The organism is Pseudoduganella sp. R-32, from assembly GCF_049913245.1.
GTDB lineage: Bacteria > Pseudomonadota > Gammaproteobacteria > Burkholderiales > Burkholderiaceae_D > Rugamonas.
In genome coordinates this window covers 5,357,503-5,376,884 of sequence record NZ_CP183987.1, presented here as the reverse complement: position 1 = coordinate 5,376,884, position 19,382 = coordinate 5,357,503, and the positions used below count along the sequence as shown (strand labels likewise).

At 62.8% G+C, this 19,382-nt stretch carries 16 protein-coding genes; 10 read left to right on the top strand and 6 right to left on the bottom strand.

Translation table 11 applies throughout. The annotated features are described in order from the left end of the window. Nucleotide 1: 1 nt before the first annotated feature. From ACN9MU_RS24530 to ACN9MU_RS24515, 4 genes are all read left to right on the top strand, one after another. Nucleotides 2-1,042, top strand: coding sequence for an FAD:protein FMN transferase (locus ACN9MU_RS24530; RefSeq protein ID WP_426343581.1), 1,041 nt, complete (start codon nt 2-4; stop codon nt 1,040-1,042). Further along, the gene (locus tag ACN9MU_RS24525; RefSeq protein ID WP_426343580.1) at nt 1,039-2,406 is read left to right on the top strand and encodes a sulfite reductase subunit alpha; all 1,368 of its coding nucleotides are present in this window, start codon (nt 1,039-1,041) and stop codon (nt 2,404-2,406) included. Before ACN9MU_RS24530 ends, ACN9MU_RS24525 begins: the two co-directional genes overlap by 4 nt. A 208-nt stretch (nt 2,407-2,614) precedes the next feature. Continuing rightward, nucleotides 2,615-5,362, top strand: coding sequence for a TonB-dependent receptor domain-containing protein (locus ACN9MU_RS24520; RefSeq protein WP_426163440.1), 2,748 nt, complete (start codon nt 2,615-2,617; stop codon nt 5,360-5,362). Nucleotides 5,363-5,753: 391 nt separating this feature from the next. Then, on the top strand, nt 5,754-8,522 hold the full coding sequence (locus tag ACN9MU_RS24515) for a TonB-dependent receptor (protein ID WP_426163438.1): 2,769 nt from the start codon (nt 5,754-5,756) through the stop codon (nt 8,520-8,522). 139 nt (nt 8,523-8,661) lie between these two features. Here ACN9MU_RS24515 and ACN9MU_RS24510 read toward each other — a convergent pair whose 3' ends face one another. The 6 genes from ACN9MU_RS24510 to ACN9MU_RS24485 all read right to left on the bottom strand — a co-directional run bounded on the left by ACN9MU_RS24510 (nt 8,662) and on the right by ACN9MU_RS24485 (nt 12,769). Continuing rightward, complete coding sequence (locus ACN9MU_RS24510) at nt 8,662-9,897, bottom strand: DUF2325 domain-containing protein (protein WP_426343579.1); 1,236 nt, start codon at nt 9,895-9,897, stop codon at nt 8,662-8,664. Nucleotides 9,898-9,905: 8 nt separating this feature from the next. After that, a complete protein-coding gene (locus ACN9MU_RS24505) occupies nt 9,906-10,235 on the bottom strand; it encodes a hypothetical protein (protein WP_426336235.1) in 330 nt (109 codons plus the stop codon). 73 nt (nt 10,236-10,308) lie between these two features. Next, on the bottom strand, nt 10,309-10,503 hold the full coding sequence (gene hemP / locus ACN9MU_RS24500) for a hemin uptake protein HemP (protein WP_426163429.1): 195 nt from the start codon (nt 10,501-10,503) through the stop codon (nt 10,309-10,311). 129 nt (nt 10,504-10,632) lie between these two features. Beyond that, nucleotides 10,633-11,445 carry a Crp/Fnr family transcriptional regulator gene (locus ACN9MU_RS24495; protein WP_426163427.1) on the bottom strand — a complete coding sequence of 271 codons (813 nt, stop codon included), beginning with the start codon at nt 11,443-11,445 and terminating at the stop codon, nt 10,633-10,635. Nucleotides 11,446-11,581: 136 nt separating this feature from the next. Next, nucleotides 11,582-12,226: a response regulator transcription factor gene (locus ACN9MU_RS24490; RefSeq protein ID WP_130310986.1), complete on the bottom strand. Its 645-nt coding sequence runs from the start codon at nt 12,224-12,226 to the stop codon at nt 11,582-11,584. 75 nt (nt 12,227-12,301) lie between these two features. Then, a complete protein-coding gene (locus ACN9MU_RS24485) occupies nt 12,302-12,769 on the bottom strand; it encodes a universal stress protein (RefSeq protein WP_426163423.1) in 468 nt (155 codons plus the stop codon). A gap of 336 nt (nt 12,770-13,105) precedes the next feature. Here ACN9MU_RS24485 and ACN9MU_RS24480 point away from each other — a divergent pair, with 336 nt between their 5' ends. The 6 genes from ACN9MU_RS24480 to leuB all read left to right on the top strand — a co-directional run bounded on the left by ACN9MU_RS24480 (nt 13,106) and on the right by leuB (nt 19,345). Beyond that, entirely contained in the window at nt 13,106-13,945 is an 840-nt protein-coding gene (locus ACN9MU_RS24480) for a protein phosphatase CheZ (protein ID WP_426343578.1), read from the top strand. Continuing rightward, nucleotides 13,945-15,819 carry a chemotaxis protein CheA gene (locus tag ACN9MU_RS24475; protein WP_426163418.1) on the top strand — a complete coding sequence of 625 codons (1,875 nt, stop codon included), beginning with the start codon at nt 13,945-13,947 and terminating at the stop codon, nt 15,817-15,819. Before ACN9MU_RS24480 ends, ACN9MU_RS24475 begins: the two co-directional genes overlap by 1 nt. A 180-nt stretch (nt 15,820-15,999) precedes the next feature. After that, a complete protein-coding gene (gene leuC / locus ACN9MU_RS24470) occupies nt 16,000-17,403 on the top strand; it encodes a 3-isopropylmalate dehydratase large subunit (RefSeq protein ID WP_426172286.1) in 1,404 nt (467 codons plus the stop codon). 23 nt (nt 17,404-17,426) lie between these two features. Continuing rightward, a complete protein-coding gene (locus ACN9MU_RS24465) occupies nt 17,427-17,555 on the top strand; it encodes an entericidin A/B family lipoprotein (RefSeq protein ID WP_057259662.1) in 129 nt (42 codons plus the stop codon). 60 nt (nt 17,556-17,615) lie between these two features. Further along, a complete protein-coding gene (gene leuD / locus ACN9MU_RS24460; RefSeq protein ID WP_426163415.1) occupies nt 17,616-18,263 on the top strand; it encodes a 3-isopropylmalate dehydratase small subunit in 648 nt (215 codons plus the stop codon). Between the two features lie 14 nt (nt 18,264-18,277). Further along, nucleotides 18,278-19,345 (top strand): 3-isopropylmalate dehydrogenase, encoded by a 1,068-nt coding sequence (leuB, locus tag ACN9MU_RS24455; RefSeq protein WP_426318826.1) that lies wholly within the window; start codon nt 18,278-18,280, stop codon nt 19,343-19,345. Nucleotides 19,346-19,382 lie beyond the last annotated feature (37 nt).

The window sequence follows — 19,382 nt, the reverse complement described above, 5'->3', positions numbered from 1 at the left end:
GGTGCGCCGGGTATTGCTGCCGCCCACTATCTCCGCCGAGCCAGCGCCGGCGGGGGCGGGCATCGTCGATTTCGGCGGCGCCAGCATGGGCACCACCTGGTCGGCGCGGGTAGCGCTGGCGCCTGGCGCCATGGCCGCCGGCGTGCCGCTGCGCGCCGCCGGCCTGCAGGCTGGCTTGCAGGAGCAGTTGGACCAGGTGGTGCGCGAGATGAGCCATTGGGAGCCGGCCTCCGACCTGGGCCGCTTCAACCGCGCCGGCGCCTGTACCTGGCATGTGCTGCCAGCCGGCTTTCTCGAAGTCCTGAAATACGCGCTCGAGGTCGCGCGCGCGACCGGGGGCGCCTGCGATCCCTGCGCCGGCCTGCTGGTGAACCTGTGGGGCTTCGGCCCGACCGGCCGCCATGACGAAGCCGGTTTCGTGCCGCCCACTGCACGCGATGTGGCGACCGTGCGCGCCGGCATGGCGGGTCGCACGGTGGAACTGGATGCCGCGCGCAAGCGCGCCTTCCAGCCCGGCGGGGTTCAGCTTGATTTGTCGGCAGTGGCCAAGGGCTTCGGCGTGGACAGGCTGGCGCAATACCTCGAAGCCCAGGGCTGCCGCCACTATCTGGTTGAAGTCGGCGGCGAGCTGCGCGGCGCCGGCTTCAAGCCCGATGGCCAGCCCTGGTGGGTAGCGCTGGAAGAACCGCCGGCGCCAGGCGCCGGCCGCGCGGGTGAAATCGCCGTCGCGCTGCATGGGCTGGCCGTCGCCACCTCCGGCGACTACCGCAAGTACTTCATGCAGGATGCCGAGCGGCGACCGCATACCATCGATCCGCGCAACGGCATGCCGATCTCCAATGCGCTGGCTTCGGTCACGGTGGTGCACGAAAGCGCGATGGCCGCCGATGCCTGGTCCACCGCGCTGACGGTGCTTGGCCCTGAACAAGGGCTGGCACTGGCAGAACGCAAGGGCCTGGCCGCGCGCTTCCTGCTGCGCGAAGGGAAGGGGCTGCGCGAAATCCTCAGCAGCCGCTTCCAGAAAATGCTTGAAGAAGAATGATCCTGACGAACGACCCGACCCGCCTCGGCCTGACAGCCGCCATGATTGCCGGCTATGGCCTGGTATGCCTGCTGCCCTGGGTGCGCGCGCGGCGCGCCCGCGCTGCTACGCAGGCTGCGCGCGCGGCGGCGGGCGACTCGCCCTGGCTGGTGGCCTACGCCAGCCAGACCGGCAATGCCGAGCTGCTGGCGCGCCAGACCAGCGAAACCCTGCGCGTGGCCGGCATTGCGAACCGGTTGTGCGACTTCGACGAACTCGACGCGGCGACGCTGCAGGCGGCCGAACGCGTGCTGTTCCTGGCGTCGACCTACGGCGAAGGCGATCCGCCCGACGCCGCAGCGCGCTTTGCACAGCGCCTGATGGCGCGCAGCGACCTCCAGCTGGGGCGCATGCATTACGCCGTGCTGGCGCTGGGCGACAGCGCCTATGGCAGCTTTTGCGGCTTCGGCCGCGCGCTCGACGCCTGGCTGGCGGAACGCGGCGCGCAAGCGCTGTTCCCGCGCATCGAAGTCGACCGCAGCGCCGCGCCCGCCATCGCGGCCTGGCGCCAGCAATTGAGCCACCTGGCAGGCACCAGCGATGCGCCGGACTGGGATGCGCCCGATTTCGCGGAATGGCGCCTGGCCGAGCGGCGCCAGCTCAATCCTGGCAGCGCCGGTGCGCCGATCTACCACCTTGAACTGGAGCCGATGCCAGGCCAGCCGCTGCCGGCCTGGCAATCGGGCGACCTGGTGCAGGTCGCGGCGCCAGCCGATCCCGATCGCCCGCGCGAATATTCGATCGCCTCTATCCCGCCCGATGGCAGGGTGCACCTGCTGGTGCGCCTGCACCGCCATGGCGACGGCAGCCACGGCCTGGCCTCGGGCTGGCTGACGCAGCAGGCCGAGGCGGGCGCCATGGTGCGCCTGCGCCTGCGCGAGCACCGCCGTTTCCGGCTCGAGGCAAATGCCGCGCGCCCGCTGATCCTGATCGGCAATGGCAGCGGCATCGCCGGACTGCGGGGCCACCTGAAGGCGCGTGCCGCGGCCGGCCAGTCGCGCAACTGGCTGCTGTTTGGTGAACGCGACCCGGCGCATGACGCCTTCTACCACGATGAACTGGACGCCTGGCAACGTGAAGGCATGCTGCCGCGCCTGGACCTGGCCTGGTCGCGCGGCCCGCTTGGCAAGGAGTACGTGCAGGACCTGCTGCTGAGGCACGCCGCCACCGTGCGCGCCTGGGTGGAAGAGGGCGCGGCAATCTACGTGTGCGGTAGCCTGGAAGGCATGGCGGCTGGCGTGGATCGTGCCCTGCGCGAGATGTTAACGGAAACAGTTGTGGTTCAAATGGCAAGTTCCGGCCGCTATCGGCGTGATGTCTATTAATTAATAATTTTTTACTGTCGCGTCCAAACAACGAAGGGCTTTGATGTTGTCGAATTAAATTCGGACGATCGATCGGTGCTTCAAATTTTCTCTCAATATTTCAAACTTGTAACAAGTATGAATTCTTGGTAACAGCTTAGCTCTCATAATTCCCGAGCTGACTTTCAAAGTGAAGTCTGTTCATCCATAAACAAAAGGGGAGTAGGGAATGTTTTTCCAGGAGAAAATTGGCGTGCGCTCGGTACGCCTGGCCTTGTCGGCCCTGGCCGTGTTTGCCGCTGGCGCTGCCATTGCGCAGGAAACGCCAATCCAGCGCGTTGAGATCACCGGTTCCGCCATCAAGCGTATCAATGCGGAAGGCTCGCTGCCAGTACAGCGCCTGAACGCCGAGCAGATCGCCAAATCCGGCGCGGCCAACGTCGCCGACCTGATCCAGGCACTGCCTGCCATGCAGGGCTTCCAGGTTGCCGCCATCGCAGCAGGCACCAATTCCGGCGGCAACGTGACCGCTTCGATCCACGATATTGGCGCCAGCTACACCCTGGTACTGCTGAACGGCCGCCGTATTGCCCCGCAAGGTTCCGGCTCGACCATCAACCTGAACGCCATCCCAATGAGCGCGGTTGAGAGCGTCGACATCCTGACTGACGGCGCGTCCGCCCTGTACGGCTCCGACGCGATTGCCGGCGTCATCAACTTCAACCTGAAGAAGAACTACCAGGGCTTCAATATCGAAGCCACCCACAGCCAGCCCACCCAATCGAGCGCAGGCCGCACCAGCAATTTCAACCTGACCTACGGCATGGGCGACCTGGATTCGGACCGCTACAATGTGCTGCTGACCTACCGCAAGGACGAAACCAAGCAGGTGCGCGCGCTGGACCGCGATTTCGCCGACACCGCCTACGTGCCGTTCAACTGGAATGGCAACAGCTATATCTACGACCGCACCAGCCCGGCAGCCATCCCTGCCAACGTGTCGGCCACCTTCAAGTCCGGCGCCGCGCCAATCGGCTTTAACCCGTACCAGAAGAAAAACGGCCAGTGCGCCGCCATGAACCAGCTCTCGTTGAGCAATACCGCCCTGGTGCAGAACTGCGGCTTCGATTTCGTGCAAACCATCGAGATCGTGCCTGAAAACAGCCGCGACAGCTTCTTCGGCAAGGCTACCGTGAAAGCCACCGACAAGATCAATGTATTCGTGGAAGCGGCATACTCGCGCCTGGACCTCACCGCGCGCATCGCGCCGAACACCGCTTCGGTCTCGATCGCCAAGGGCTCGCCGCTGTACAACACCTACGTACGTCCATATATCACCGCTGCGCAAGATACCGATATCAAGAGCGTGACCGCCAGCTACCGTACCTACGACTGGGGCACCCGCGACAGCGAAACCATCACCACGTCCAAGAACCTAGTGCTCGGCGCTGAAGGCGAAATCGGTTCCTGGGGCTTCGGCACCGGCCTGACCTGGTCCCGGAACGCTATCGATGAGCGCTATGTTGGCGGCTACGTCAAGAACACCGAATTCCGCGACATGCTGGCCAAGAACCAGTTCGACCCGTTCCTGGGCATTGGCGGCCAATCCGATGCGACCAAGCAGCTGATCTCCAACTCGGTGTTCAACGGTTCGATCCGCGATGCCTCGACCACCCTGAAGGGCATCGATGCGAAAGCTTCGCACGAACTGTTCCAGTTGCCAGCGGGCGCCGCGCAGATTGCACTGGGCGGCGACTACCGCAACTACCACTACCAGCAGACCCCGCACGCCACCAGCTCGGACATCTTCGGCTTCAGCGCATCGCCAGCCTACGACATGGAGCGTAACAACTACGGCGTATTCGGCGAAGTTAACGTGCCAGTGATCAAGGGCCTCGAGGTGAACGGCGCCGCACGCTACGATACCTTCGAAGCAGTCAAGAACAACCTGGCTAACCGCGACATGGGCAAAAAGGAATCGTCCACCACTTACAAGGTGTCGGCGCGCTGGCAGCCTACGCCATCGTTCCTGATGCGCGGTTCCTATGGCACCGGCTTCAAGGCTCCTTCCATGCTCGATATCGGCCAGCCGCTGGTGTCGGCCGGCTTCACCTCCAACTCGTGGGACTGCCCTGCCAATCTGAAGGCCGAGAATGCGGACTACTGCCAGGTGGGCAAGCGCCAGTACAACGTGCTGTCCGGCGGTAACGAAAACCTGAAGCCAGAGAAGTCCAAGCAGTTCACCATCGGCTTCCGTTTCGAACCGACCAGCAACTTCTCGGTGCAGGCTGACCTGTGGGATGTGAAGATCCGCGACGCCGTGTCGAGCGTGTCGGAAGCGCTGATCTTCGGCGATCCGGTCAAGTACCGCGAACTGTTCACCACTTTCGTCGATCCGGGCAACGGCCAGACCTACTGGGCCAAGAAGACCCTGTCGATCAACATCGGCAAGACCCACAACCAGGGTATCGACTGGGACACCACTTATCGCCACAACTTCTCGTTCGGCAAGCTGACCACCACCCTGAACGGCACCTACCTGATCAAGTCCGACTACACCAAGCCAGGTACGGACAACGACTGGGTGAACAGCATGAACTACTTTGGCGTCAACGATGCCGTGTCGTTCCGCCACATCGTCCGCCTGTCGACCACCCTCGATACCGGCGCGTTCTCCAACTCGCTGGTGGCCAACTACCGCAACGGCTACACTGACGCCGAAGCGACCAGCCGCAACGTTGCCACCAACCAGCTGGAAACTTTCCGCGTGCACGTACCGTCGCACCTGACCTTCGACTGGCAGGGCAAGTGGAAGGTCAACAGCAACGTGCTGCTGCGCGCCGGCATCAAGAACATCGCCGACCGCAACCCACCGTTCTCGCTGCGCGCTTCGTCCGGCCACCAGGTTGGCTTCGACCCACGCTACGCCGATCCGCTGGGCCGTACTTTCTACCTGACCGGCGGCTATACCTTCTAAGTCAGCCAGGCAGTTGCAAAAACGCCCCGCGCGCGTCAGCGTCGGGGCGTTTTTTTCTTTCAGTCAAGTATAAATACATTTCAATTAAGTATCAGTACAATTCATTACAAGCACACCTTTCTCGGATGTTGCAAGTTCTGGTTGATAGAAATCCATTTGAATTGAATAAGATTCTAGTGTTGTTGCGTTAAAACTACATTTGCACAGTTTTTTGGCAAATTTAATTCCGATTCTTTCGCCATCTTGCGAATTTTCCCTTTAACTTTTAGAAATGTAATACTCCGGCATGAAATTGCTTGTTTGCTCCCCCCATAATCCGCGGTCGGTGAGCAAAATGCAAAAAAGAAACTTTGCTCATTCGAACGTTTTTAGAAACCCGAAGGAGTAGAGAATGGCTTTCCAAGAAAAAGTCGGTGTGCGTTCCGTGCGCCTGGCAATGTCCGCCCTGGCCCTGATTGCTGCCGGCCACGCCGCCGCGCAAGAAGCGCCAATGCAGCGCGTTGAAATCACCGGTTCCGCGATCAAGCGTATCGCCGTCGAAGGCGCACTGCCAGTGCAGCGCCTGTCCGCCGAAACGATCAAGAAGACCGGCGCCAACACCGTCGCCGAACTGATCCAGGCCCTGCCAGCGATGCAGGGCTTCTCCATTGAAGCAACTGCTGCCGGCTCCAATTCCGGTGGCCGCGTCTCCGCGTCCATCCACGATATCGGCGAGAGCTACACCTTGGTGCTGCTGAACGGTCGCCGCATTGCTCCGCAAAATGATGGCTCGACCGTCAACCTGAACGCCATCCCGATGAGCGCGATCGAGCGCGTTGAGATCCTGACCGACGGCGCCTCCGCACTGTACGGTTCCGACGCGATCGCCGGCGTGATCAACTTCATCATGAAGAAGAACTTCAATGGCGTGAACCTGGAAGCCAACTTCTCCCAGCCGTTCGAAAGCAGCTCCGGTCGCCAGACTGATGCCGCGATCACTTTCGGCAGCAACGACCTGCTGGGTGGCCGCCTGGCCCTGATGGGTACCTACCGCCACGACGAGCGCACCCAGCTGCGCGCAACCGAGCGTGAATTCGCCAAGACCTCGTTCGTTCCGTTCAACTACAACGGCAACAGCTACGTCATGGACCGCACCAGCAGCTCCGCTGTGCCGGGCAACGTCACCGTCGACTTCAACGACAAGACCAGTACCACCTTCAACCCATACCTGCTGAAGAACGGCAAGTGCGCACCAATGAACGTGGTGGTGCCGACCAACCAGCAGACTTGCGGCTTCGACTCCGGTTCGACCGTTGAAATCGTCCCGCAAAGCAAGCGCGACACCTTCTTCGGTAACGCCACCTTCAAGCTGACCGACAACGTCAACCTGTTCGCTGAAACCGTCATTGGCCGCTTCGACCTGACCGCACGTATCGCGCCTAACGCCATGCCGATTTCGGTGCCAGTCAGTTCGGCGTTCTATACCAACTACGTACAGCCTTTCCTGACCCCGGCCCAGCAAGCCAACCTGGCGGTGACCAAGCCGGGCGTCTCGCCAGTGAACGCGACCTACCGCAGCTTCGACTGGGGCACCCGCGATAGCCAGACCGTGACCGACACCCAGCACTTTGTGACCGGCCTGGAAGGCGACATCGGCGCCTGGAACTTCAGCAGTGGCCTGACCTGGTCGCGCAACAAGTACGAAGAGCGCTATGTTGGCGGCTACCAGCTGAACAAAGAGTTCCGCAGCATGATGGCCAACGGTTCCCTCGATCCGTTCGCACCGCTGGGCCCGGTAAGCGACGCTACCCGCGCGCTGATCGATGGTTCGACCTACCGCGGCGCGATCCGCAATGCATCGACCACCATGACCGGCATCGATGGCCGCGCATCGCGCGAGCTGTTCGACCTGGGCCTGGGCGGCGGCTCCAGCTCGATCGCACTGGGCGGTGACCTGCGTCGCTACCACTACGAGCAAACCCCGAGCGATGCTGCCAAGAATGGCCTGATCTACAACCTGAGCAGCCCTGCGACTTACGACATGACCCGCAAGACCTACGGTCTGTTCACCGAGTTGCTGGTGCCAGTGGTGAAGTCCTTTGAAGTGACCGGCGCCGTGCGTTACGACGCCTACACCGCGATCGACAATGGCGTAACCGGCACCGAGATGGGCAAGAAGGAATCGGCTGTTACCTACAAGCTGAGCACCCGTTGGCAGCCAAACTCCATCACCGTGGTGCGCGCTTCCTACGGTACCGGCTTCAAGGCACCTGACATGCTGAACATCGGCCAGCCGCTGGTGCCGGCAGGCGTGACCGCGTCCAAGTATGCTTGCCCGAACGTGCAAGGCAACAGCAGCCTGTGCAAATCTGGCGCCCTGGAGCAATACCCGGTTATGTCGGGTGGCAACGTGAATCTGAAGCCTGAGAAGTCGAAGCAGTTCACCGTTGGTTTCCGCGTCGAGCCGGCAAACTGGTTCTCCGCCGGCGCCGACCTGTGGGACGTGAAGATTCGCGACGCCGTATCGTCGGTATCCGAGCAACTGGCATTTGCCAACGGTGGCGCGGACTACCCGCAGCTGTTCACCACCTTCACCGAAGTGGCAAGCGGCAAGACGTCCTACGCCTTCCAGCGCCTGTCGATCAACATCGGCAAGACCCACAACCAGGGTATCGACTGGGACATGACCGGCCGCCACAACTTCGGTTTCGGTCGCTTCTCGTCGACCCTGGCAGGCACCTACCTGATCAAGTCTGACTACACCAAGCCAGGCACTGACGATCAGTGGACCAACAGCATGAACTTCTTCGGCATCAACAATGCCGTGTCGTTCCGCCACGTTGTACGTTGGACCAACACCCTGGAAACCGGCGCGTTCAGCAACTCGATCATCGCCAACTACCGCAACGGCTACACCGATGCCAAGACCACTGTGTGGAACCTGGGTACCAACGCCTCCGAAGATGTGCGCATCCACGTGCCATCGCACCTGACCTTCGACTGGCAAGGCAAGTGGGCTGTCAACAAGCAACTGGCGCTGCGCGCCGGCATCAAGAACCTGGCCGACCGCAACCCACCGCTGTCCCTGCGTAACTCCTCGGGCCACCAGGTTGGCTTCGACCCACGCTACGCCGACCCAATGGGCCGCACCTTCTACCTGACCGGCAATTACACCTTCTAATCGCCGCCCTCAGTAGCAAGTAGCAAAACGCCCCGTGCGCGCAAGCGCCGGGGCGTTTCTTTTTGAAAGTCGGGGTCAGGTCTGGCAATCCGCCATTCCGCGCAGCGGAATGGCGGATTGCCAGACCTGACCCCGACTTTTATTGTGGTTCTAGCGCGCGCTGGAGGGTAGTGACGCTGGGGTTGTCGACGAAGATGCAGCGCTTCTGGTGCCGCTTGCAGAAGTCTTTCACGCGCCAGTAGGCGCTGTGGCTGATGCAGGCGGTCTGGCAGATCACCAGGTCGGCGGCGGCCATGCTGGTCTCGAGGCGGGCGACGTTGTCTTCGAGGCCGCCGTCGTGGTGCAGGAATTCGGCGCCGGCTTCTTCGATCACGCTGCGGTAGCCGGCCACACTGCCGGCGCGGCCGCCGACGCACAGCACGCGCTCGGCCAGCAGTCCGTGCAGCGTGATGCGTTGCGAGGTGGTGCCCGCACGGACAGCCGGCCCGCCCGTTGCGGCGGTGGCGGCTGCCGGCATGGCGGGCGATGATTGCGCCGCGGCTGCGGCCAAGGCGGCGCGTGCTTCGCTGAGCTGGCGTTCCAGGGCGCTGGCTTCGGCGCGGGCGGCGGCGGCTTCGGCGCGCAAGTCATGCACGCGTTGCTCGGTGTCGGCCAGTTGGCGCGCCAGGCGTTCGCGCGTGGCGAGGCCGGGAACGGTGGCGTGCAGCTCTTCCAGTTGCTGGCGCAGCGAGGCGAGCACGCTGTCGCGGCCTACCAGTTGCGCGCGCAGCTGCATCATGGCGGCTGCATGGGCTTCCTGTTCGGAGTGGCGCTCGGCTTGCCAGGTGGCGCTGCGCTGCTGCTGGCGTGCCAGTTCGCGCTCCAGCGCGGCATTCGATTGTTCAAGCGCCTGCAGGCGGCTGATGTCGGCGCGCGTGGCGGCGCCGGCCTGGTGCTGGATCATGTGCAGGTCGCGGCACATGCGTTCCTGCAGTTCGAGCGTGCAGTGCGGGTGGCTCAGGCCGGCCCAGAACGGGCCCGGCACGTCGCCGCTGGCGACCGCAGCTTCCCACAACGCTTCCAGGGCCGCTGTGTCGCGGGCGTGGCGGAAGCGCTGGATCACCACTGCATAGCGGCGTTCCAGTTCCTTCTGCACGGCTTCGGACAGGCGGTTGCGGTTGCCGCATTCGCTGACGGCGCCAACGTGGACTTCATAGTCGTCGGCCAGCACCTTGCCGCCGACTGCCTTGGTGACGATCTTGCGCAGCACGCCAAGCGGCAGGCCGACGCCGACCAGGGGGCAGTGGCAGGTGTGGGGCAGGTCCCAGATGCGGCGGCGGCGCGCCGGTTCGGCCGCCGCGGCCTTGGCGGCTGGAGTGTCGTGCTTGTCGCACATGATGGCCCTCAGGCCGCCAGCGGGGCAGGGCGGGGACGGCCCATCAGGCGCGCCAGGAAATTGGCGCGTTCCTGCGGAGGACGGGCATGTTCGACCACGGCGCCCCACTGTTCGCACAGTTGCTGGCAGGTGGCGCGCAGCACGGGCGAGAGGTCCGGCAGCGCCGCCAGCGCTTTCAGGTGGCGCTCGATGACCGATGCCAGCTTGACGCAGCCGCCATTGTCGGCGGCGTTGGCCGTATAGTGGGACATCAGGTGCAGCACGGCGGACAGCATCAGTTCCGGCTGCCGGGCAGCGGCGCTGTGCGTGAAGATCGGGTCGTTGCGGTCGATAGCCATGATTCACTCCAAAGTTTCAGGGGTGGCTGGCTGCCGCGTGTGACGGCTGGCTGGCGATTGGGGAGGGTAAGCTTCAGGCAGTCAGGATCAGCTTGTTCAACTGCGTGATGCGAAGACGGTAGATGCGGCCGGCATGTTCAATTTCGATTTCGCGCTGATCTTCCATCAGGCCGGCGGTGGTGTAGCGGCGCAGGGGCTGGGTCGGCTGCTGCGCGGCAGGGGCGACAGCAGCCTTGGGTTTGGGGGCGTCGATAGTGGCAGTAGACATTGTTATTTTTCCTCAGATAAGAATGATTCGCATTTGCATTATGCTCAGGTCGGCAAAGCTTGTCAAATAAATTATTGAAGAAAAAAAGAGGCCCGCCGAAGCGGGCCAAAGCTGGGTGAGTAGTACTCTTTACAAAGTCGCCAGCAGCGGCACGGCAGCTTCGCTGGCGGCGGCTTTGGCGCGCGACGGCAGCTTGCTGCGCGTGCGCGATGGCGGCAGGCGACGCAGCGATTTCAGGGCGTCGACATCCTTGATGCCGATGGTGCGCTGGTCCACGCTGATCAGCCCGATCTCGTTGAAGGCTGACAGGGTGCGGCTGACCGTTTCCAGCGTCAATCCGAGGTAGCTGCCAATCTCATGGCGCGTCATGCGCAGGTTGAACAGCTTGCTCGAATAACCCATCTGCGAAAACTTTTCCGATAGCGTGACCAGGAAGCGCGCCACCCGCGCCTCCGCGCTCAGGGCGCCCAGCATGCCGATCATGGCTTGCTCGCGCACCAGTTCGCGGCTCATCACGCCGTACATCAAATTCTCCAACTCCACGTGGGTGCGGCCCAGCGTGGTCAGCTTCTTGAACGGCAGCAGGATCAGGTCGCAGTCCGACAGCGCCACCGCCTCCGAGGCGTAAGTCTTGCTGTGGATGCCGTCTACGCCCATCAGGTCGCCCTTCATCGGGAAGGCCAGCACCTGCTCGTTGCCGAACTCGTCAATCAGCACCGTTTTCATGAAGCCGGAATTCACCACGTACAGCATGTCGAACGGCTGGCCAATCGTATGCACGCGCTGGCCGGTCTTGAACTGCACATGCTGGAACAGCAGCTCTTCAGAATTGAGCGATACCGGCGGCAAGTGCAGCAGTTCGCACACTTCTTTCAGGTTGGACCACAAACGGCCTTGCCGCTGACGGCCGGCCTCATGGGACACGGGTTGCGTTGAGAGCATGCTGATCTCCTGGTTCCCAAACGGAATGGTTTCAGTATGCCAACGTGAATGTGGGAAAAATATCAGTCGTTGCTGAATATACCCGTAGGAGGGTAGTGGGGCGATGTAGGAATTATCCTAAAATCAACCTTGTCAATCATGCCTTGAACGGGGTCAGCAGCTTGTGCGCCACTGCGTACTGAACCATTTCTGAGAGCGAAGCCATGCCCATCTTCTGCATGATGCGGGTCTTGTGGGTGCTCACGGTCTTGACGCTCAAATGCAGGCCGTTGGCGATTTCAGTGATGGATTTTCCCGACACCAGTAGCGAAAACACCTCGAACTCGCGGTCGGAAAGCTGTTTGTGCAGCAGGGTTTCGGCTGGCTGCATGATATTCAGCGCCAGTTGCTCGGCCACTTCGGTGGAGATATAGGGCCGGCCGGAGGCAACCTTGCGGATGGCGCCCACCAGCTGGGTGCCGGCGCTTTCCTTGGTCAGGTAGCCCTGGGCGCCGGCGCGGATGGCGCGCACCGCGTACTGCTCTTCCTCGTGCATGGTGAGGATGAGGATGGCAAGCTTGGGCGATTCGCTGCGGATCTGGCGGATCAGGTCAACGCCGCTGCGCCCTGGCATGGACAGGTCGAGCAGCAGCAGGTCGAAGCCGCCCTGGCGGATGTGGGTGAGGACTTCGAAGCCGTCGATGGCTTCGCCTACGATGTCGATGTCGGGTGCCCCGTCAAGAATGCGCTTGAGCCCTTCGCGCATGATGGTGTGGTCGTCGGCAATGACAATTCGAATCATGGTTCCTCAATAGTTAGCAATACTGGTCTTCACGCCCCAGCCCGGCAGGCCGGAGCGCGTCGTAACGCTGGCCGTTCAGGCCGGGCGCGGGTCTTTGATCAGCCGGTGCACCAGCACCGGGATCTTGGTATGCGACAGCACTTTATTGGTCACGCTGCCCAGCAGCAAGTGTCCCCAGCCGCTGCGCCCGTGCGAACCGATGAAGATCAGGTCGCAGCCGCACTGGTTGGCGACGTCCACGATCTTCAGTGCCGCGCTTTCGGCAAAGGCGGTCATGCCTTCGGCCCGCACGCCTTTTTTCGCGCAAGACTCAAGGATAGACTGAACGTGCTCGTTGCCGGCGCGCTGCATTGCCGCCCGATACTCTTCTTCGCTCGGGTAGCTGGGCGGAATGATCTCCACGTAAATCGGGTACTGGTATTCCGGTGCCACGAACAGGGCCAGCACTTCCGCCCCGAGCTGCTGGGCAAATTCGACCCCGGCGCAAGCGGTCTTGCTGGAAACGGCCGAGCCGTCCGTCGTAATCAGGATTTTCCGATACATATCTCAGCCTCCTTTAACTATTTAAAAGAGTCAGTTCCTGCCTTCATTGTAGCCCCGTTTGCCAGTATTGTTCTGCTGTAAAGAGTTGATAATTATCAAGAAACTGTCACGAGGACATCGCAGATGGCGCAAATTCCCGCTATTTCAGGGGCTTGCAGCGTGTATTTCACACGATCCGCAAATACAACAGTACACTTGGAGGGCCATCCGGCTTCACCTAAGAGATTGAACTGTGGGGGCTGCCCCTGTTACACTCGCGAGAGAACCCAATTTATTGCCGAGCGTTAAATTTGACAATGTTTTGGCAATTTGAAACGTAATGGAGAAGCAGGAATTATGACCGACGCCGCTGATGATTTCGATGCATTATTTGAGGAAGTATCCGCGCAACGGGCGAATGCGCCTGCACCTGCTCCAGCGCCGGCTCCGGCCGCTGCGGCACCCGAGTCGGGCGATTCTGATGACCTGGAAAGCCTGTTTGATTCCGTAGCAGCTTCCAGCAAAACGGCAGCCCCTGCCGCAGCGCCGGCAGCGGCCCCGGCCCCGGCGGGCGAGGCGCCCGCGGAAGGCGGCGAGCACGCCGAGGGCATGTTCGAGCGCCTGGGCGGCATTGTGCGCCTGCTGCACGACTCGCTGCGTGAACTGGGCTACGACAAGGCCCTGACTGAAGCGTCGACCCAGATCGTGGACGCGCAGGACCGCCTGGAATATGTCGCCTCGCTGACCGAGCAGGCTGCCAACAAGGTCTTGAATACCCTGGACGACGGCATGCCGGCGCAGGAAGTACTGTCCAAGCAGGCCAAGGAAATGGAAGACCGCTGGGCCGACCTGTTCGCAGGCAAGCTGAGCATTGAGGACTTCAAGGCCCTGGCGGGCGATTCGCGCGCTTTTGCCAGCAAGGTAGCGCAAGCAACGGAGGCGGAGAAAGCCCGCCTGCTGGAAATCATGATGGCCCAGGACTTCCAGGACATCACCGGCCAGTTGATCAAGAAGGTCGTCGCCATCACCAAGAAGGTCGAATCCGAACTGGCGCAACTGTTGAAGGACAATGCGCCGGCCGATGTGCGCGAGAAGATTGCGCAGAAAGAGGTGTCGCTGATGTCGGGTCCATCCGTCCCATCGGAAGCCCTGAATCAGGACAGCGTCGATGACCTGCTTGCCGACCTGGGGTTCTAATGGACGATATGCTCAAGGAGTTCGTTGTCGAGGCCATGGACCTGGCCGTCAACGTCGAAGAGCACTTGCTGCGCCTCGAACGTGACCCCGACAACAAGGAAACGCTGAACGCAGTTTTCCGCTCGTTCCACACCATCAAGGGCGGCGCGGGCTTCATGAACCTGGGGGCGCTGGTGTCGGCCTGCCACCTGACCGAGAACCTGTTCGATGCGCTGCGCACCGGCGCTGCGCCGGTCACGCCGCTGTCGATCGAAGCGGCGCTGCAGGCTTCCGGCTTCGTGGCCGACCAGCTGACCGACCTGAATAACGGCACCGCGCCGGACCAGCTGGCGCCGATGCCGGCCGACCTGGAAGCGATCCTGAAAGATGCGATCGAGGGCAAGGCCAGCTCCGCTGCGGGCAAGGCCAAGCCGGCCGCCGCGCCGGTTGCCGCCGCTCCCGCGGCTGCCCCTGCCGCCGCCGCACCGGGCGCTGCGCCAGCTGCCGCGCCGTCGGCCGATGGCCTTGACTGGGAAGGCATGTACGAAGCCGTGGTGCCACCCGGTACTTACGTGCGGCCTGCTGTCGATGCGCGTGCCGAAGGCGTGGCTGCGGCCCACGCCGCAGCCGGTGCGCCGGCCGCCACGCCCGCTGCGGCGCCGGAAGTGCGCGAACGTCCGGCCGGCGAAGCCAAGCCGACCAGCGCGCCGGCCAAGGAAGAATCGATCCGTATCGACGCCGTCAAGCTCGACGCGCTGCTCGAAGTGGCCGGCGAGTCGGTGCAGGCCGCCAACCAGGCAGCCGTGTTGCTGGAGCGCCTGCAGCAATTCAAATTCGAAGGCCAGGCTGCGACCCTGATGTCGGCCCTGACCGAGACGCTGGAACGCGCTTCGCGCTATTCCACCGAACTGCAGCGCGCCACCCTGGCGACCCGCATGCAGCCGGTCGGCCGCTTGTTCCAGAAATTCCCGCGCCTGGTGCGCGAACTGGCGAAGGACCTGGGCAAGGAAGTCGAGCTGACCATCGAAGGCGCGGAAACCGAGGTGGACCGCGTAGTGGTGGACAGCCTGTACGACCCGCTGGTGCACATGCTGCGCAACGCGCTGGACCACGGCGTGGAAGCGCCTGACGCCCGCATGGCCATCGGCAAGCCGCCGAAAGCCTACATCTCCCTGAAGGCGTGGCAGGAGGCCAACTCCGTCATGATCGTGCTGCAGGACGACGGCAAGGGCATGGACCCGGTGGCGCTGCGCCGCAAGGCAGCGGAAAAGGGGCTGATCTCGCCAAGCGCCAACCTGTCGGACGACGAGTCCTACCAGCTGGTGTTCCTGCCGGGCTTTTCGACCAAGGAAGTGGCGTCCTCAGTGTCCGGCCGCGGCGTCGGCATGGACGTGGTCAAGACCGCCGTGGAAAAGAACCGCGGCGCCATCCACATCGAATCGCAACTGGGCAAGGGCACCAAGTTCGCCATCCGCCTGCCGATCGAGCTGTCGATCGTGCCGACCATGCTGGTCTCCACCTCGGGCGCGCTGCTGGCGCTGCCGATGGCGGTGGTCGAGCGCGTGGTCGAACTGCCGGAAGTATTCATGGAAGTGGGCGGCGCGCCAGTCCTCAAGGACCAGGGCCGTCCGCTGCCGGTGCGTTCGCTGGCCGGTGCGCTGGGCTACGAGCCGTGCTCGGAGCGCGTGGGCATCGTCATCAACTCGCCGCAGCCATACATCCTGGCCGTAGCGGCCGTGGACGGCACTGCCGACCTGGTCATCAAACCGATGACCGCGCTGTCGGTGGACGGCATTACCGGTACCGCGCGTTCCGCGGAGGGCGACCTGGTCCTAGTGGTTGGCCTATCGTTCCTGATGGACGGTTGCAGGGGAAGTGTACGAATGGCGGCCTAAAGCCTCCTTCGAAAAATAAAGAAAACACAAGCCTGCAGCCTCCCAAAAAGGGGCTGCGGGCTTTTTTTATTTGGCGCCATCGCTCGAAATCTACGTTGGATTGCTCACAAGGCGGAAAACAGCCGGGTTTTGCATTGCACAAAATATGGCATAATCAAACGGATCACCTATTACGGCAGCATCATGAAAACGCTTTACGACAAACTCTGGGAATCCCACGTAGTACGCACTGAGGAAGACGGCACCGCCCTCCTGTACATCGACCGCCACCTGGTCCACGAAGTGACCAGCCCGCAGGCATTCGACGGCTTGCGCGACGCCGGCCGCCAGCCATGGCGCCTGTCGGCCAACCTGGCCGTGGCCGACCATAACGTTCCGACCACGGACCGTTCGCACGGCATCGAAGACCCGGTCTCGCGCCTGCAGGTGGAAACCCTGGACAAGAACACCAGGTCGGTCGGCATGACCTATTTCAACATGAACGACAAGCGCCAGGGCATCGTGCACGTGATCGGCCCGGAGCAGGGCGCGACCCTGCCGGGCATGACCGTGGTGTGCGGCGACTCGCACACGTCGACCCACGGCGCGTTCGGCGCGCTGGCGCACGGCATCGGCACCTCGGAAGTGGAGCACGTGCTGGCGACCCAGACCCTGCTGGCCAAGAAGTCCAAGTCCATGCTGGTGCAGGTCGACGGCGTGCTGCCGGCCGGCGTGACCGCCAAGGACATCGTGCTGGCCGTGATCGGCAAGATCGGCACTGCTGGCGGCACCGGCTATGCGATCGAATTCGCCGGCTCGGCGATCCGCTCGCTCTCGATGGAAGGCCGCATGACGGTCTGCAACATGGCAATCGAGGCGGGCGCGCGCGCCGGCATGGTCGCTGTCGACGAGACCACCATCAACTACGTCAAGGGCCGTCCTTATTCGCCGGTAGGTCCGCAATGGGAACAGGCGGTGGCCTATTGGCGCACCCTGCATTCCGACCCGGGCGCCAAGTTCGACTTCGTGGTGACGCTGGATGCGGCCCAGATCCTGCCGCAGGTGACCTGGGGCACTTCGCCGGAGCAGGTGACTTCAATCGACGGCCGCGTACCCGATCCTGACCAGGAAAAAGACCCGGTCAAGCGCGACGCCATGGAAAAGGCCCTGGTGTACATGAACCTGACGCCTAACACCCGCATCGAAGACATCCGCATCGACAAGGTGTTCATCGGCTCCTGCACCAACTCGCGCATCGAAGACCTGCGTGCCGCCGCTGCTGTCGTGCGCGGCAAGCAGCGCGCCTCCAACGTGAAGCTGGCGATGGTGGTGCCGGGTTCCGGCCTGGTGAAAGAGCAGGCCGAACGTGAAGGCCTGGATGCGATCTTCAAGGCCGCCGGCTTTGAGTGGCGCGAGCCGGGTTGCTCAATGTGCCTGGCCATGAACGCCGACCGCCTCGATCCGGGCGAGCGCTGCGCGTCCACTTCCAATCGTAACTTTGAAGGCCGTCAAGGCCAGGGCGGACGCACCCACCTGGTGTCTCCCGCCATGGCGGCGGCTGCCGGTATCGCCGGCCATTTTGTGGATGTTCGATCCATCCGCTAACCATAATCTGCCAGAGACACATCATGAAGAAACTATTCGCCATCGCCATTGCTATCACCGCCTTCGCCCTGACCGGTTGCAATACCGTTGCAGGCTTCGGCAAGGATGTCCAGAAAGTCGGCCAGAAAATGGAAGGCGCGGGCAGTAAATAACCGCCGCACTGCGGGCTGCGCCGAGCATGCCGGCCCGCTGTCGCCACCTCGTTGAGAATCATGGAAAAATTTACCGTCTACGAAGGTCTAGTTGCACCCCTTGACCGCGCCAACGTCGATACCGACGCGATCATCCCGAAACAATTCCTGAAGTCGATCCATCGCACCGGCTTCGGCCCCAACCTGTTTGACGAGTGGCGCTACCTGGACCACGGCGAACCGGGCATGGACAACAGCAAACGCCCGCTCAACCCGGACTTCGTGCTGAACCAGCCGCGCTACCAGGGCGCCTCGATTCTTTTGACCCGCAAGAACTTCGGCTGCGGCTCCTCGCGCGAACACGCGCCGTGGGCGCTCGACCAGTACGGTTTCCGCGCCATCCTCGCGCCAAGCTTTGCGGACATCTTCTTCAACAACTGCTTCAAGAACGGCCTGCTGCCGGTCGTCCTCACTGAAGCGCAGATCGATCATCTGTTCAACGAAGTCAAGGCCTTCCCGGGTTACCGCCTGGTAGTGGACCTTGAACAGCAGCGTGTCGGCACCAGCAACGGCTCCGTCTCCTATCCCTTCGAGATCGACGCCTTCCGCAAGTACTGCCTGATGAATGGTCTCGACGATATCGGCCTGACCCTGCGCCACGCCGACGAGATCCGCGCGTTCGAGGAGCGCCGTCTTGCCAGCCAGCCCTGGCTGGCCAACGTTATCTAACAGAAGATCGAATAATGAAAATCGCAATCCTGCCGGGCGATGGCATCGGCCCGGAAATCGTCAGCCAGGCCGTCAAGGTCCTGAACGCGCTCGACGAAAAGTTTGAGATGGAAACCGCGCCGGTCGGCGGCGCCGGCTATGAAGCCAAGGGCCACCCGCTGCCGGAAGACACCCTGGCGCTGGCCAAGGCGGCCGACGCCGTGCTGTTCGGCGCCGTCGGCGACTGGAAGTACGACACGCTGGAGCGTCCGCTGCGCCCGGAGCAGGCAATCCTCGGCCTGCGCAAGAACCTCGGCCTGTTCGGCAACCTGCGTCCTGCCATCCTGTACCCTGAACTGGCCGGCGCTTCGACGCTCAAGCCAGAAGTGGTGTCGGGCCTGGATATCCTGATCGTGCGCGAACTGACCGGCGACATCTACTTCGGCCAGCCGCGCGGCGTGCGCGAATGCCCGGACGGCCCGTTCAAGGGCCAGCGCGAAGGCTTCGACACCATGCGCTATGCGGAAGGCGAGATCCGCCGCATCGCCCACGTGGCGTTCCAGGCGGCGCAAAAGCGCGCCAAGCGCCTGACTTCGGTCGACAAGGCCAACGTGCTGGAGACCTTCCAGTTCTGGAAGGACATCGTCACCGACGTGCACAAGGAATACCCGGACGTGGCGCTGGACCATATGTACGTCGACAACGCCGCCATGCAGCTGGTGCGCGCGCCGAAGAAATTCGACGTCATCGTCACCGGCAATATGTTCGGCGACATCCTCTCAGACGCCGCGGCCATGCTGACCGGCTCGATCGGCATGCTGCCATCGGCTTCGCTGGACGCCAACAACAAGGGCCTGTACGAACCATCGCACGGCTCGGCTCCCGATATCGCGGGCAAGGACGTTGCCAACCCGCTGGCCACGATCCTGTCGGCTGCCATGATGCTGCGCTACTCCCTGAATCGCGCGGAGCAGGCCGACCGCATCGAAAACGCAGTCAAGAAGGTGCTGGCCCAGGGCCTGCGCACGCCTGACATCTACGAAGAGGGCACCAACAAGGTGGGCACCGGGCAGATGGGCGATGCGGTGGTGGCGGCGCTCTAGAACCGGTAAACCAGTGTCCGACCCGCAGGGTCAGACA